Genomic DNA, 15,530 nt, shown 5'->3' on the forward strand with positions numbered 1-15,530 from the left:
ACAGGGAGACAAGAAATTGCCATGCTGAAAAGCGCAAATCCTGTCGAAGCGGGCACTCAAACAAATCACGAATAATTTGCCAGATACTTTATGATTTATAGTGTCGCACCATGATTTTACTCCTGCCAGCATGCACCTCTCTTATTTTCCTTTGTTAGCAAAAAGTCGTGTATCACATGCCTTGCTACTTTTATCACTCTGCCCCGCAACTGCAGTGGCAGCAGATATTTTGAGTTGTAAGGATGCAAATGGCAAAACCATCTACACCGACAATACGGCAAATTGCGTGGGACAGGCGCAAAAGCACGATGTCCACGACTCTGTCACTTCTGGCCTGGCAAACTACAGATCGCCACCACGCATTTATCAAAGCATACCGGGTGAGTGGAAAATACTGGTCGAACAGGATATGGCAGCAGCGGACCCAAAACTCACTGCTGCTGCCAGTAGCAGGTTACAACAGGCTTTAGCTAGCATCCTTGAGAAATTGCCTGCTGCATCACATGCATATGTCAAAGGACTTAATTTTTATCTGATGTGGGGACCAAAGTCACCCAAGGGAGGACAAAAAGGAGGAATGCGGGCTGTATTGCAATTTAATCCTGTCAACCACCCCTTGTACGACCCGGTTTGGAAAAATGCAGTCATTATTTACAGCGCAGCAAATTTCGTGGCAGTGGATGAAGTGGTTGTGCGAAAAGACTTGAGCCATGAGATAGGACACACCTGGCATTTGCGCGACTGGCCAGCAAAACATCCTGAAGTTACAGATGCCTTCCAGGCAGCAAAACTTGCCGGCTTGTACAAAAATGTGGAAACCTACAAAGGCAAGATGCTTGACACTGCCTATGCACTCACCAATGAACGCGAATATTTTGCTGAGTTGACTGCCATGTATTTCATGGGAAGTACCTACTATCCTTATGACAAGGCTGGTTTGAAAAAATATGATGCACGTGGATATCAGATGATCGAACAGTATTGGGGGATACGTTGATAGCTGCCTTATCAGCAATACCAGCGCCAGGCCGCCAGCATTTGACTGGCATCTGCACTGCCTGCAAGTAGTTTATCCAGATTCTGAGTGACTTGCGCACGGGCAGCAACTGTCAATTCATAAGTCTCATCAAAAGCCTGTTCATCCAGTTCTCGCATGGTATTCGCGACGCAGGCGATGGCGGCAAAAGCAGTCAGCAAGTCTGGTGCGAATAACTGGAAATCAGGCTTGCCGCCAGCCAGCGAAAAATACACTTGCCCTGAGATAGTATCGAGCATGAATGGATTACTGCCCTCTGTCGCCACCACCAGCCAGTGATCCTGCCACTCAGGCAGGCGCTCACCGGTATTACCATGCCAGCGATAGCAAGCTTGGCGCAACCATAAATCCTTCAATGTGGGAATATCAACGGGGTTGCCACCCGCAGCTATACTTAAACCCATAGGGCCATGTTTTTCATGCACCTCACCCCAGGGGCCTAGCTTTTCATAGAAGCTCGCAAGAACCGCAGGCAGGGCTACTTCACCCTGCCAATCACTTGCCACTTGCGGGCGCAATTCTCCCCAGGGTGACAACAAGTCACGCAAGACAGTAATAGTGATCGCGCTTATTTCGCCACTCCATCATCCTTGAACATGGTCTTCAGGCCACGCAGAGCCTGGCGTATGCGCGACTCATTTTCAATTAATGCAAAGCGCACATATTCATCGCCATATTCACCAAAGCCTATGCCGGGTGAGACGCAGAGTTTGGCTTTTTCCAGCATCTGCTTGGCAAATTCCAGTGAACCCAGGTGGCGATAATGCTCAGGGATATGCGCCCAGATATACATCGATGCCTTTGGTTTTTCTACCATCCAGCCCAGTTCATGCAAGCCTTTGACAAGTACATCGCGGCGACGCTGGTACTGGTCGCGGATCTCATTGACGCACGTCTGGTCACCTTCAAGAGCGGCAATCGCTGCCACTTGCACAGGTGTGAAACTGCCATAGTCATGGTAACTCTTGATACGTGCCAGCGCCGCAACTAACTCCTTATTGCCGACCATGAAGCCTATGCGCCAGCCTGCCATGTTATAGCTTTTTGAGAGCGTGAAAAATTCTACCGCGACATCGCGTGCGCCCGGCACTTGCATGATGGACGGGGCTTTCCAGCCGTCATAGGTGATGTCGGCATAGGCCAGATCATGCACTACCAGGATATTGTGTTCCTTGGCCAGCTTGACCACGCGCTCGAAAAATTCCAGCTCCACACATTGCGCAGTGGGGTTGGATGGAAAACCAAAGATCATCATCTTCGGTTTGGGATAAGTTTCGCGTATTGCCCTTTCCAGCTCGGCAAAAAAATCCACGCCTGGACTCATGCGTATCGAGCGTATATCGGCACCGGCAATCACCGCGCCATAGATGTGGATGGGGTAGCTGGGGTTGGGCACCAGCACCGTATCACCCTTATCCAGCGTCGCCAGCATCAGATGCGCCAGGCCTTCTTTTGATCCTATGGTGACGATGGCTTCTGAATCAGGGTTCAGGTCCACGTCATAACGGCTCTTGTACCAGTGCGCAATCGCGCGGCGCAAACGTGGTATGCCCTTGGAGGCAGAATAACCGTGGGTGTCAGGGCGCTGGGCCACTTCGACCAGCTTTTCAACAATGTGTGCTGGGGTTGCACCATCGGGATTACCCATGGACATATCAATAATGTCTTCGCCACGACGGCGCGCAGCCATCTTCAGCTCGGCAGTGATATTGAATACGTAAGGGGGCAGGCGGTTGATACGAGCGAAGGAGAACTTTGTTGCAGGCGCAGGTGTGCCTTCAACAGCAGAACCCCGGCCCGGCGGAGTAGTTGTATTTGTCATGATCTGAATTGTACGTAGCCCTTGTAGTCCATACAGACTTCAAGAACGGGGCGCCCGGAACCGTCCGAGCGACGTTGAAGCGATTTGCCTCGCGAATGATTGTAGCGAGCAATCTACATTTCAGCAAGATGCGTTATGCTTATGAGAACAAGTTTGTCGCTATTCGATCAATTCAACAAGGTGGAGCAATACATGAAGTTATTCCAGGAAGGCATATTGCAAGCAGTGCCCGCACATGCTGTTTATCTCAGTTTGAATATCAAGGAAGGTACTGACGCAGCTATCGTCAAGAAGGTAGTACGCGCACTGGCTGACAAGACCGATGGGCAGAATCTGGTCATCGGCTTTGGTGCCAGCCTCGTGCAGACATTGGGTAGCGAGATCGCAGGCATGAAAGAATTTCATGGCATTGAAGGTAGCCGCATGCGCTTGCCCGCGACACCGGCAGCACTGTGGTGCTGGCTACGCCAGCATGAACGCGGCGACCTGGTGCGCCAGTTGCATCAGATCATGCATACTCTGGCACCAGCCTTTGAATTGCAACAGCAGGTCGATGCCTTTAAATACAAGGAAGGCCGTGACCTCAGCGGTTATGAAGACGGTACCGAAAACCCGCATGACGATGCAGCTCTGGCTGCGGCTTTTGTTGCGGGTGATACGCCCGGCCTCACAGGCTCCAGCTTTGTCGCCATCCAGCGATGGACACACAGGTTTGAGCGTTTTGATGCCATGTCTGGCGAAGATCAGGACAATGCCGTAGGACGCCGCCGTAGCGATAATGAGGAGCTGGAAGATGCGCCAGAATCAGCTCACGTCAAGCGTACTGCGCAAGAAGATTTCACGCCTGAGGCCTTCATGCTGAGGCGTTCCATGCCCTGGTCTGCATTGGATAAGGCAGGTCTGTATTTCGTTGCCTTTGCCAATTCCTTCTACCCGTTTGAAGTGCAATTGAAGCGCATGTCAGGTGCTGAAGATGGTACAGTCGATGCATTGTTCCAGTTTACCCAACCGCAGACAGGCAGCTATTTCTGGTGTCCGCCGATGCAGGATGGCAAGCTTGATGTGCGGCTATTGAATCTGGTCTGATTCCGTTGGTTTTTCCGGTGGCTTCAATAACGCCAGAAAGCCTTCCAGTGGCAAGGGTTTGGAAAAATAATAGCCTTGGAAGGCATAACAATTATGCGCAATCAAAAAGGCGCGCTGGGCACTGGTTTCCACCCCTTCGGCAATCACATTCAAGCCCAGGTTGACACCGAGGGAAATGATGGCACGCACGATGGTCGCATCGTTTTCATCATGGCTGAGATCACGTACAAAAGACTGGTCTATCTTCAGCTGGTTCAAGGGCAAGCGCTGCAAATATGCCAGTGAAGAATAGCCGGTGCCAAAGTCATCCATGGAGAAAGCGATACCCAGCTTTTTCAGCTCATGCATTTTCTCGGTAGTGGCATCGACATTGTCGAGCACCGTGCTTTCGGTTAATTCAATTTTCAATCGGGTAGGGTCAATCTTGTGACGCTGTATGATTTCACTGAGCGTATCAACAAAATCCACTTGCTGGAATTGCTTGGCACTGACATTCACGGCCAGGGTCAGGTGACGGGTTTCCTTGCTGCTTTCCCATTGCTTGAGCTGGGTGCAGGCAGTTTCCAAAACCCATAAGCCTATGGGGATGATGAGGCCGGTTTCTTCCGCCAGCGGGATGAAATCTGCCGGTGAAATAAAACCACGATCAGGATGTATCCAGCGTAGCAGGGCTTCTGCTCCAATGAGCTTGCCCTCAGAGTTGACCTGTACCTGGTAATACAACTGAAACTGATTATTCGCTAGCGCTACGCGCAAATTTGATTCCAGCAACATGCGCACCACCAGTATGGCTTGCATGGCCGGATCAAAAAAGCGCACTGCATTACGGCCAGCCGTCTTGGCTTCATACATGGCAGTGTCGGCGCGCTTGAACAAGTCTTTGACCGTGATATCGCCGCCATGAAACAGGCAGACACCGATACTGCTGGAGCCATGATGTTCAAAATCAGTAATCATATACGGCTGGCTAAGTAACTGGCGTATCTTCTCGGCGATCATGTCTGCCTGGCGCACGGCATCTTCTTTGTCTATGCTCAGTTCTTCGAGGACTACGACAAACTCATCGCCACCCAGGCGTGCCACGGTATCACTATCGCGCACGCAGGTTTGCAGGCGGCTGGCAGTTTCTATCAAGAGCAAATCACCGGCATCATGGCCACGGGTGTCGTTAAGGGTCTTGAAATTATCCAGATCGATAAACAGGATGGCACTATGGGTATCGTTACGGTTGCTGATGGAGATCAGATGCTGCAACCTGTCCATCAGTAAACGGCGATTTGGCAACTGCGTCAAGGGGTCATAAAAAGCCAGATTGCGTATCTCGGCTTCATAGCCTTTGTGGCGGCTGATGTCGGTGAAAGAAGCTATGTAATTACTGACTTCGCCATGGTTGTCGGTAATGGCGGTCAGGGTAATCATTTGTGGATAAATTTCACCGTCCTTGCGGCGGCTCCACAGCTCACCATGCCAGAAACGGTGTTCTTTCAGCGAGATATTGATGTGTTCAAAAAAATCCCGGTCCTGCTGTTTGGTCTTGTGCAGGGGAGGGCGCTTGCCAATCAAGTCTTCAGCTGCATAGCCGGTAATCCGGGTGAAAGCCTGGTTCAGCCTCAGCATGATCCAGTTGGCATCTGTCACGAAGATGCCTTCCTGTGACTCAAAAGTGCAGGCAGCGATGCGTAAATCCTGTTCAGCCTGTTTGCGTTCTGTGATGTCGGTAATGAAACAATGCCATAACATCGAGCCGCCCGGCTCAGGCTCTGGCAACCCATCCAGATACAGCCAGCGCACTGTGCCGTCCTTGCGGCGCATGCGGAACTCACTTTGCCAGGGTGACAAATTACGCATTGCCTCGCGTATCAATGCAGTACCGTTTTCTATATCGCGCGGGTCTATGCGGGCAAACAAATGCAGGGCATCGTCCCTGACTTCTTCATGCGTGACTTCAAACATCTGCAAGATGGCATCGCTGGCAAAGGGGATGGAGGCGCTATGGTCAGGCCGTATGCGGTATTGCATGACCAGGCCAGGCAGGCGCGAGGCGACTTTATTGATGCGCTGATAAGCTTCCTGTATCTGCCGCGTGGCGTCTATGCTTTCTGACTGCAGGGCAGTGATGATCAGGGTGATCAGCACCATGGTCGTCATATAGGCCCAGAGTATCAGCAGGTTTGCCTGGCCACCTTCATAAAATGGGCCCATATTATGGGATGTTGCCCAGGCAGAGAACAGGGATGCAGTCAACACGGCACAGGAGGCACCTGTAATGCCGAAGCGCATGGCGACCCAGATCATGAATCCCACGATGATGAAAGTCAGATGCTGATGACTGTAGGGTGAAGCAAAAATAAACCAGTTGGCAACGGCAAACAGTAACAGAAAACCAAAGATTTCCTTGCGCCTCACGGACAAGCCCGACAGCGATGTCAATGAAAACGACAGTAATAATGGCCCTGCCAGCAAGGCACCAACTGTATCACCTGCCCACCAGGTAAACCAGACAGCCACCAGATCACTACTGAGGCCGTGCATCCATAAGGTCAATGTGCCACCACTTGCTGATATGCACATGCCCGCCATGACAGCCAGACCAAAACCGATGACATCGCGCCGCCTTGAAAAATCGCGTCTGAAACCCTGTTTGCGTAATATCCATTTGCTCAGCAGTGGCCCCAGCGTATTGCCAATAGCCAGGCTGCCGGAAACCAATATGCTAAAACCAGCGGATATTTCCAGTAGCCAGGCTGATATGAACACAGCGGCAACGGCCAGCTTGCCGTAGCGCAGCATGCTAGTGATGGCGATACCTGTTGGCAACCAGATCAGGCTGACATTGGGATTGACATAGGGTATGGACAGGCCGATGCGGCCAGCGGCAAAGTAAGCCAGCACAATCAACAAAAAATGCCCCAGCCATATTTTCTGGCGAAAATTTCTAGAGTGGGCAAATTGCTCTGACTTGTACATGGATGAAGACTTTCAAGGACTTGAGCAATTATGGGGCAAAGGCAGGCAAGTGTTGGTTAACTTTTGATAAGTCTGCTTTTCCCTCTGGCTTGTTGAAAGTAATAAAAAGGCATCGTCACATCCTGCTTCTGCCGAATTTTTACATCTTGTTTACGCCTCTCATTTAAGTCTTTACGAATTTTTTACATGCTTCTGACTATGCTTCAAAGTGTAAAAACCAAGGAGTAAAGCATGGAATATTTAATGGAATTTTTATATCTCGCAGGCATGGGAATCTTCTTCCTGCTGGTCTGGGCACTGGTGCAGGCCTGCGACATTCTGGGAGCAAAAACATGAATCCCTTCTACATCCTGGGCACGGTAGTGGCTGCTGCCTTGTTCGTGTATCTGATCGCAGCCTTGTTGAATGCCGAGGAGCTGTGATGACTACTCAATCAGTTGTTTTATTAGTATTATTCTTAGGTGTACTGCTTATCTTGTCCTACCCTTTGGGTAAATTCATCGCCAAAATCGCTGATGACCAGGCCAGCGTACCAGGCATGAGCTGGTTACGCTGGCTGGAAAAAGCCCTGTACCGTCTGGCAGGCGTCAAGTCTGATACTGGTATGGGCTGGAAGCAATATGCGGTTGCCCTGCTGATTTTTAACACCCTGGGTGCGCTTGCTGTCTATGCGGTGCAGAGATTGCAAGCCTGGCTGCCTTTGAATCCACAAGGTCTGGCCAATGTCAGTATGGATTCTTCACTCAATACCGCTGTCAGCTTTGTTGCCAATACCAACTGGCAAGGTTATGCCGGTGAAGCCACCATGAGTTACCTGACCCAGATGCTGGCACTGGCCGGGCAAAATTTCTTTTCTGCAGCGACCGGCATCGCCGTAGTGTTTGCCCTGATACGCGGTTTCAGCCGTCATTCAGCCACATCCATAGGTAATTTCTGGACTGACATTACGCGCTCCACCCTGTATCTCTTGCTGCCCCTTTCTGTTATTTTCGCCGTATTTCTTATGGGCCAGGGCGTGATCCAGAATTTCTCTGGCTATAAAGAAGTGCAATTGATTGATCCCGTGAGCTATAGCCAGGCCAAAGTCGGCACTGACGGCCAGCCTCTGAAAGATGACAAGGGCGCACCCGTCATGGAAACCCTGACGACAAGCACCCAAACCCTGGCCATGGGCCCGGTTGCTTCACAAGAAGCGATCAAGTTGCTGGGCACGAATGGTGGCGGCTTTTTCAATGCCAATTCGGCACATCCCTATGAAAACCCCAGCTATCTGAGCAATTTCATGCAGATGATCGCTATCTTCCTGATCCCTGCTGCGCTGTGCTTTTCCTTCGGCCACATGGTGGGTGATATGCGCCAGGGATGGGCCGTGCTGACGGCGATGACGATATTGTTTGTAGCAATGACGCTCACAGTCATGTTCTCTGAACAGCAGACCCATCCTGTACTGGCCAGCATGAATATCGACCAGGCGAGTTCAGCTCTGCAAGCCGGTGGCAATATGGAAGGCAAGGAAACCCGCTTCGGCATCAGCGCCTCCAGCCTGTTTGTTGCGGTGACTACAGCAGCTTCTTGCGGTGCCGTGAATGCCATGCATGATTCCCTCATGCCTATTGGTGGTCTGGTACCTATCGTGCTGATGCAGTTTGGTGAAGTGGTGTTTGGTGGTGTTGGCAGTGGCCTGTATGGCATGTTGATTTTCGCCATACTGGCGGTGTTTATCGCCGGACTGATGATAGGTCGCACCCCAGAATACCTGGGCAAGAAAATCCAGGCATTTGAAATGAAGATGACTTCCATCGCCATCCTGGTGACACCGGTCCTGGTGTTGGCTGGTACGGCGATAGCGGTCATGTCGGAGGCTGGCAGGGCCGGTATCCTGAATCCCGGTGCCCATGGTTTTTCTGAAGTGCTGTATGCCTTTACTTCAGCCGCCAATAACAATGGCAGTGCCTTTGCCGGTCTGAGTGCGAATACGCCCTTCTACAACATCATGCTGGCGATTGCCATGTGGTTTGGCCGTTTTGCCATGATCGTGCCCGTGCTGGCGATAGCCGGTTCACTGGCTGGCAAGAAACGTCTGGAAGCCAATGCCGGCACCATGCCTACTCATGGCACGATGTTCATTGCCTTGCTGGTAGGTACCGTGGTGCTGATCAGTGTGCTCAACTATGTGCCCGCCCTAGCTTTGGGACCAGTCGTTGAACATCTGCAACTCATCGCGAAATAATTTGGGGAAGTCTGAATGACAGCAGCATTTGGAATGCGCTCTCATTCAGCTCTGCCCGTAGTTTAAGGGGATTTTCATGTCTAGTACCAGTGTACAAAAATCGATCGATAGCAAAGTCAATGGAGGCGCTAAACCCGCTGCCGGACAAGCTGGAGATACCATATCTGGCAACAAGCCACGCTTGTCGCTGTTTGATAGCAGCCTGATGATGCCTGCCATTGTCGACTCTTTCAAAAAACTCAGCCCACGCACGCAACTGCGCAGCCCAGTGATGTTTGTTGTCTACGTAGGCAGTATCATCACCAGCTTATTGTATATACAGTCACTGATTAGCGAAGGCGAAGCCAGTCCCGGCTTCATCTTGGCCATTTCCATCTGGCTTTGGTTCACCGTCCTGTTTGCCAATTTTGCCGAAGCACTGGCAGAAGGGCGCAGCAAGGCCCAGGCTGCTTCCTTGCGTGCCTTGAAGCAAACAGTGATGGCAAAAAAACTGTCCGTACCAAAACATGGCACTAGCTGGCTGCCTGCATCTACCAATGATTTGCGCAAAGGCGATGTGGTGCTGGTCGAAGCCAATGATGTCATCCCTATCGATGGTGAAGTCATAGAAGGTGTGGCCACTGTCGATGAAAGCGCAATCACTGGTGAGTCTGCGCCCGTAATACGTGAATCTGGTGGTGATTTTTCTGCCGTGACTGGCGGTACCCGCGTCTTGTCTGACTGGCTGGTGGTGAAAGTCACCTCCAATCCAGGCGAAGCCTTCATCGACCGCATGATCGCCATGGTGGAAGGTGCCAAACGTCAAAAGACACCTAATGAAGTTGCCCTGACCATTTTGCTGGTCGCCCTGACCATCATCTTCCTGGTTGTCACAGTGACTTTGCTGCCTTTCTCACTGTTCAGCGTGGATGCAGCCAAGGCAGCAGGGATTGCTTCAAGTCCCATTTCCATTACTGTCCTGATCGCTTTACTGGTCTGCCTCATCCCAACTACCATAGGCGGCTTGCTGTCTGCCATTGGTGTGGCTGGCATGAGCCGCATGATGCAGGCCAATGTGATTGCCACTTCTGGTCGTGCCGTGGAAGCTGCCGGTGACGTTGATGTATTGATGCTGGACAAAACCGGCACGATCACTCTCGGTAACCGTCAGGCGTCTGACTTTTTCCCTGCACCTGGCGTGACACTGCCACAACTGGCCGACTCTGCCCAACTGGCTTCACTGGCAGACGAAACCCCGGAAGGACGCAGCATCGTCATCTTCGCCAAACAGCGCTATAACCTGCGTGAACGTGAAATGGCCAGCCTGAATGCAACATTCGTGCAATTCACCGCACAAACACGCATGAGTGGCGTCGATATCGCTAACCGCCAGATACGTAAAGGTGCCGCTGATTCAGTCAGGAAATTTGTTGAATCCATGGGTCGCCCTTTCCCTGCCGAAGTAACGCGCGTGGTGGAAGACATCTCCCGCCGTGGCAGTACACCGCTGGTGGTAGTGGATGATGGCAAGGTCATGGGTACCATAGAGTTGAAAGACATCGTCAAGGGCGGCATCAAGGAAAGATTTGCCGAACTGCGCCGCATGGGTATCAAGACCATCATGATTACTGGCGACAATAAGCTGACAGCAGCGGCGATTGCTGCCGAAGCCGGTGTCGATGATTTCCTGGCTGAAGCCACGCCAGAAGACAAACTCAAGCTGATTCGCAGTTACCAGGCCGATGGTCGCCTGGTTGCCATGACAGGTGACGGCACCAATGATGCACCGGCACTGGCACAGGCTGACGTGGCTGTGGCCATGGCATCCGGTACGCAGGCGGCAAAAGAAGCGGGTAATATGGTGGACCTGGATTCCAATCCTACCAAGCTGCTGGAAATCGTCGAAATCGGCAAGCAGATGCTGATGACGCGCGGTTCGCTGACGACTTTCTCGATTGCGAATGATATCGCCAAGTATTTTGCGATTATCCCGGCTGCCTTTGTCGCCACTTATCCACAGTTGAAGGCGCTGGACATCATGCATCTGACCAGCCCGTCCTCAGCCATCATGTCTGCGGTGATCTTTAATGCCCTGATCATTGTCTTCCTGATCCCGCTGGCTTTGAAGGGCGTGAAATACCGCGCCATCGGTGCATCAATGCTGTTGCGCCGCAATCTGCTGATCTATGGCCTGGGCGGCATCATTCTGCCTTTTGTGGGCATCAAGCTTATCGATGTCATTCTGACCCTTTTACACCTGGCTTGAAGCTATCCTGATCCATAAGGAAATATCATGAGTACCAGTAATTCAAATTTTCGTCCTGCTGTGGTCTTGTTTGCCGGTCTGACACTGATCGTTGGCGTCATCTATCCCTTCGCCATGACAGGCGTAGGCAAGGTCCTTTTTAATGAAAAGGCTGAAGGCAGCCTGATCGTGCAAGATGGCAAAACCGTCGGCTCTTCCCTGATAGGGCAGTCCTTCTCTTCACCCAAGTATTTCTGGGGCAGGCCATCTGCGACTGGCCCTATGTCAAACAATGCTGGCGGATCCAGTGGTTCCAATTTGGGCCCGACAAATCCGGCACTGATTGATGCGGTCAAAGGCAGGATCGAAGCGCTGAAAGCCGCGGACCCTGGCAATACTGCAAAAATCCCGGTTGATCTGGTGACAGCATCGGCCAGTGGCCTCGACCCGGAAATCAGTCTGGCAGCCGCCAATTACCAGCTTGCCAGGGTCGCACGTGAACGCAAGCTACCAGAGTCGCAAGTCAAGGCTATCATAGACCAGTTGACGCAACAGCCCATGCTGGGTCTGCTAGGCGAAGCCAGGGTGAATGTGCTGGCTTTGAATCTGGCACTGGACAAGGCGAGCAAGTAAGATAGCTTGCTCATCTATATACTTCGCAAGTAAGTAGTTTTAACGATCAACACGAATATGGCCATCAACAGCGAACAACGCCCTGACCCTGATGTTTTGCTTGCCCACGTGCAGGAGCAAGAACGCAGGGCCATGCGTGGCAAGTTGCGCATTTATTTTGGAGCCTCCGCTGGCGTGGGTAAAACCTACGCCATGCTGACGGCCGCGCGCAAGCTGATTGCTGAAGGCCATCAAGTGTTGGTCGGTGTCATAGAAACCCATGGGCGTGATGAAACTGCTGCGCTGGTCGATGGGCTGGAAGTCTTACCGCCCAGGGCGATACCCTATCGCGACAAGACTCTCAGTGAATTTGACATAGATGCAGCACTGGAACGCCATCCCCCCCTGATCCTGATGGATGAACTGGCGCATTCCAATGCCGCTGGTTCACGTCATCCCAAGCGCTGGCAGGATGTCGATGAATTGCTGAGTGCCGGTATTGATGTCTACACCACTGTCAATGTACAGCATCTGGAAAGTCTCAATGACGTAGTCGGTGGCATTACCGGCATACGCGTCAATGAAACCCTGCCTGACAAGGTTTTTGATGAGGCTGATGAAGTCGTGCTGGTGGATATCCCGGCCGATGAATTGCTGGCCAGGCTCAAATCTGGTCGCGTCTATCAACTCCCGCAGGCAGAACGCGCCGCCAAGAATTTCTTCCGCAAAGGTAATCTGATCGCCTTGCGCGAGCTGGCTCTGCGCCGCACCGCCGACCGGGTGGAAGATGATGTACAGGCTTATCGCATAGAAAAATCAATAGGCAGCATCTGGAAGACCGATGCCGCCCTGATGGCCTGCATAGGACCAGATGGTGATGCCGACCATCTGGTGCGCAGTGCTGCCCGGCTGGCCAGCCAGATGAGTGCAGAATGGCACGCCGTTTATGTCGAAACCCCGCAATTGCAGCGTCTGCCATCAGCACAGCGTGAACGTATTTTGAAGACACTGAAACTGGCGCAAGATCTTGGAGCGACTACGGCAGTGTTAACCGGCAAAAATGTTGCGCTGGCCATCGTTGAATATGCGCACAGCCATAATTTTTCACGTGTTGTGCTAGGACGAAACAGCAGCAGTAAATGGCGTTTTGCGTGGCAGCACACTTCACATCTGAAGAACATAGCCGTCTATGCACCTGATCTGGATTTAATCGAGGTTGGACAAAGCCGGGCAAGTACTACAGACACTGAAAATGAAAAAAATACGGTATCTGACAACATCGGTGAGTTTGCCAGCCCACGCGTACCGGCGCGGCACTGGCGTTATGTGTATGCAGCCCTGGCCAGTGTTGCGGCCGGTTTGATTGCCACACCTTTATTCGAGGTGTTCAATCTGGTCAATATCGCCATGCTGTTTTTATTGACGGTGGTGCTGGTGGCGGTGAAATTTGGCCGCGGCCCTTCGGTACTGTCAACGATTATTGGTATTGCCGTATTCGATTTCTTTTTTGTACCACCACGTTTTTCTTTCGCGGTCAGCGACTTTCAGTATTTGATGACCTTTGCCGTCATGCTGGTGGTGGGTCTGATCACCGGTCACCTGACTGCTGATTTGCGCTACCAGGCCAGGGTGGCATCACACAGGGAATCGCGGGCACGGGCGCTGTATGAATTTGCCCGCGACTTATCCGGTGTGCTACTGGCAGAGCAGATTTCAGAAACCACGCAAGTTATCATACAAAGGGCATTTCGTGCGCAGGCAACCCTGTTATTGCCTGATGATGGCGGGCACTTGCAAGCACCAGCCCTACCAGTCGATGGTCTGGACATGGGCATAGCGCAATGGTCTTTTGACAAGGTCGAAGCAGCAGGTATAGGTACAGACACCCTGCCCGCCAGCAATTTCTTTTATTTGCCACTGGTGGCACCCATGCGCACCCGTGGCTTGCTGGCGATACAACCTGAGAGCAAGCGCTGGATCATGATCCCCGAGCAAAGGCAGCAACTCGATACCTTTGCCGCCCTGGCAGCAATCGCGCTGGAACGCGTGCACTATATCGAAGTCGCACAAGATGCCCTGATCCATATGGAATCCGAACGCCTGCGCAATTCACTGCTGGCTGCCCTCTCGCATGACTTGCGCACACCGCTGACTTCACTGGTGGGTATCTCCGAATCCCTGGCCATGTCCAAACCCGCGCTGGCAGATGCGCAACTGCGTATGGCGCAAGCCCTGCGTGACGAAACCTTGCGCCTGTCTGCCCTGGTGACTAATTTGCTGGACATGGCGAGGATAGAAAGTGGTGAAGTCAAATTGAATTTGCAATGGCAAAGCTTTGAAGAAATCGTTGGCACTTCGCTACGCATCTGTAGCGAACAATTGCAAACGCACAAAGTGGAGACCAGGCTGCAAGCCGCTTTGCCACTGATCAATTTTGATGCCGTGCTGATAGAGCGGGTATTGTGTAATTTGCTGGAAAATGCCTGCAAATATACGCCCGCCAATTCTCTCATCAGCATTGCAGCCGAACTCAATGGCAGCGTGCTGGAAGCCAAGGTGTATGACAATGGGCCGGGTTTGCCAGCCGGACGTGAAGAAGCCGTATTTGAAAAATTTACCCGTGGTGAACGTGAATCTGCCCTGCCTGGCGTTGGCCTGGGGCTGGCAATTTGCCGCGCCATTATCACGGCCCACAAGGGAACCATGCATGCAGCCGCATCGCCCAATGGCGGTGCCTGCTTTGTCTTCACCCTGCCCCTGGGCACTCCGCCAGCAATGCCGGACCTGGAAGAATAATCAGAACACTCAAAATGAATACAACTAACCAAGCAATGCCAGTTGCCTTATTGGTGGAAGATGAACCGCAAATCCGCCGCTTCGTGCGCAATGCGCTGGAGGAAGAAGAATGGCAAGTCCACGAATCCGTCAACCTGCAACGCGGCCTGGTGGATGCCGGTACGCGCCAGCCTGACCTCATCATCCTTGACCTTGGTCTGCCAGATGGCGACGGCATAGATTTCATCCTGGATGTACGCAAATGGTCGAACGTACCCATCATCGTCTTGTCTGCCCGCGTCAGTGAACAAGACAAGATCAAGGCACTGGATGCCGGGGCCGACGATTATCTCAGCAAGCCTTTTGGTGTTGGTGAGTTGCTGGCACGGGTACGTGCCACCTTCCGGCGGCAGCGCCAGCCTGGCGTCAATCTGGATGGCATAGTCCAATTTGGTGACGTCAAGGTCGATATGAAAGCCCGCCTAGTCACCAAGGCAGGAGCTATGGTGAAACTGACACCAACAGAATTCCGCCTGCTGATGGTTCTGGTCACCAATGTCGGCAGGGTCGTCACCAACCCGCAATTACTGCGTGAGGTCTGGGGTCCCAGTCATTCCGAAAGCGGCCATTACCTGCGCATCTACATGGGGCATTTGCGACAGAAACTGGAAGATGACCCGGCGCAACCGCGTTATCTGCTGACCGAGACAGCGATAGGTTATCGCTTGCACTTGCCAACTTAAATTACCTACGAATCTGAATAACCGGCAGCAGCCTT

General features: G+C 52.2%; 11 protein-coding genes. 8 read left to right on the top strand and 3 right to left on the bottom strand.

From position 1 onward, the window contains the following. The first annotated feature begins 130 nt into the window (after positions 1-130). On the top strand, positions 131-997 hold the full coding sequence (locus Q8K39_RS12855) for a DUF4124 domain-containing protein (protein ID WP_305260934.1): 867 nt from the start codon (positions 131-133) through the stop codon (positions 995-997). An 11-nt stretch (positions 998-1,008) separates the two neighbouring features. Here the strand turns inward: Q8K39_RS12855 and Q8K39_RS12860 are convergent, their stop codons facing one another. Both Q8K39_RS12860 and alaC read right to left on the bottom strand, forming a co-directional pair. After that, positions 1,009-1,584, bottom strand: coding sequence for a hypothetical protein (locus tag Q8K39_RS12860; RefSeq protein ID WP_305260711.1), 576 nt, complete (start codon positions 1,582-1,584; stop codon positions 1,009-1,011). A 20-nt stretch (positions 1,585-1,604) separates the two neighbouring features. After that, a complete protein-coding gene (alaC, locus tag Q8K39_RS12865; RefSeq protein WP_305260713.1) occupies positions 1,605-2,858 on the bottom strand; it encodes an alanine transaminase in 1,254 nt (417 codons plus the stop codon). Between the two features lie 192 nt (positions 2,859-3,050). Here alaC and Q8K39_RS12870 point away from each other — a divergent pair, with 192 nt between their 5' ends. Continuing rightward, positions 3,051-3,944, top strand: a complete 894-nt coding sequence (locus Q8K39_RS12870) for a Dyp-type peroxidase (RefSeq protein WP_370868603.1) — start codon at positions 3,051-3,053, stop codon at positions 3,942-3,944. On the opposite strand, the gene Q8K39_RS12875 is transcribed toward Q8K39_RS12870, so the two are convergent. Then, complete coding sequence (locus Q8K39_RS12875) at positions 3,927-6,911, bottom strand: EAL domain-containing protein (protein WP_305260715.1); 2,985 nt, start codon at positions 6,909-6,911, stop codon at positions 3,927-3,929. The two genes, Q8K39_RS12870 and Q8K39_RS12875, sit on opposite strands and share 18 nt — an antisense overlap. A gap of 332 nt (positions 6,912-7,243) precedes the next feature. Between Q8K39_RS12875 and kdpF the strand changes: the two genes are divergently transcribed. The 6 genes from kdpF to kdpE all read left to right on the top strand — a co-directional run bounded on the left by kdpF (position 7,244) and on the right by kdpE (position 15,495). After that, complete coding sequence (gene kdpF, locus Q8K39_RS12880; RefSeq protein ID WP_110254457.1) at positions 7,244-7,333, top strand: K(+)-transporting ATPase subunit F; 90 nt, start codon at positions 7,244-7,246, stop codon at positions 7,331-7,333. Next, positions 7,333-9,141, top strand: a complete 1,809-nt coding sequence (gene kdpA / locus Q8K39_RS12885) for a potassium-transporting ATPase subunit KdpA (RefSeq protein ID WP_305260719.1) — start codon at positions 7,333-7,335, stop codon at positions 9,139-9,141. Before kdpF ends, kdpA begins: the two co-directional genes overlap by 1 nt. Positions 9,142-9,217: 76 nt before the next feature. Further along, entirely contained in the window at positions 9,218-11,386 is a 2,169-nt protein-coding gene (gene kdpB / locus Q8K39_RS12890) for a potassium-transporting ATPase subunit KdpB (RefSeq protein WP_305260721.1), read from the top strand. 27 nt (positions 11,387-11,413) lie between these two features. After that, a complete protein-coding gene (kdpC, locus tag Q8K39_RS12895) occupies positions 11,414-11,998 on the top strand; it encodes a potassium-transporting ATPase subunit KdpC (RefSeq protein ID WP_186954357.1) in 585 nt (194 codons plus the stop codon). A gap of 57 nt (positions 11,999-12,055) precedes the next feature. Beyond that, positions 12,056-14,773, top strand: coding sequence for a two-component system sensor histidine kinase KdpD (gene kdpD, locus Q8K39_RS12900; RefSeq protein ID WP_305260722.1), 2,718 nt, complete (start codon positions 12,056-12,058; stop codon positions 14,771-14,773). Between the two features lie 14 nt (positions 14,774-14,787). Beyond that, positions 14,788-15,495 carry a two-component system response regulator KdpE gene (gene kdpE, locus Q8K39_RS12905; protein ID WP_186954359.1) on the top strand — a complete coding sequence of 236 codons (708 nt, stop codon included), beginning with the start codon at positions 14,788-14,790 and terminating at the stop codon, positions 15,493-15,495. The last annotated feature ends 35 nt before the right edge of the window (positions 15,496-15,530 follow it).

Source organism: Undibacterium sp., assembly GCF_030683615.1.
Lineage (GTDB): Bacteria > Pseudomonadota > Gammaproteobacteria > Burkholderiales > Burkholderiaceae_D > Undibacterium > Undibacterium umbellatum.

Excerpts from the sequence above, each read along its gene's own strand:
- Q8K39_RS12855 (WP_305260934.1), top strand. The coding sequence starts at position 131 with ATGCACCTCTCTTATTTTCCTTTGTTAGCAAAAAGTCGTGTATCACAT.
- alaC (WP_305260713.1), bottom strand. The coding sequence starts at position 2,858 with ATGACAAATACAACTACTCCGCCGGGCCGGGGTTCTGCTGTTGAAGGC.
- Q8K39_RS12870 (WP_370868603.1), top strand. The coding sequence starts at position 3,051 with ATGAAGTTATTCCAGGAAGGCATATTGCAAGCAGTGCCCGCACATGCT.
- Q8K39_RS12875 (WP_305260715.1), bottom strand. The coding sequence starts at position 6,911 with ATGTACAAGTCAGAGCAATTTGCCCACTCTAGAAATTTTCGCCAGAAA.
- kdpF (WP_110254457.1), top strand. The coding sequence starts at position 7,244 with ATGAATCCCTTCTACATCCTGGGCACGGTAGTGGCTGCTGCCTTGTTC.
- kdpA (WP_305260719.1), top strand. The coding sequence starts at position 7,333 with ATGACTACTCAATCAGTTGTTTTATTAGTATTATTCTTAGGTGTACTG.
- kdpB (WP_305260721.1), top strand. The coding sequence starts at position 9,218 with ATGTCTAGTACCAGTGTACAAAAATCGATCGATAGCAAAGTCAATGGA.
- kdpC (WP_186954357.1), top strand. The coding sequence starts at position 11,414 with ATGAGTACCAGTAATTCAAATTTTCGTCCTGCTGTGGTCTTGTTTGCC.
- kdpD (WP_305260722.1), top strand. The coding sequence starts at position 12,056 with ATGGCCATCAACAGCGAACAACGCCCTGACCCTGATGTTTTGCTTGCC.
- kdpE (WP_186954359.1), top strand. The coding sequence starts at position 14,788 with ATGAATACAACTAACCAAGCAATGCCAGTTGCCTTATTGGTGGAAGAT.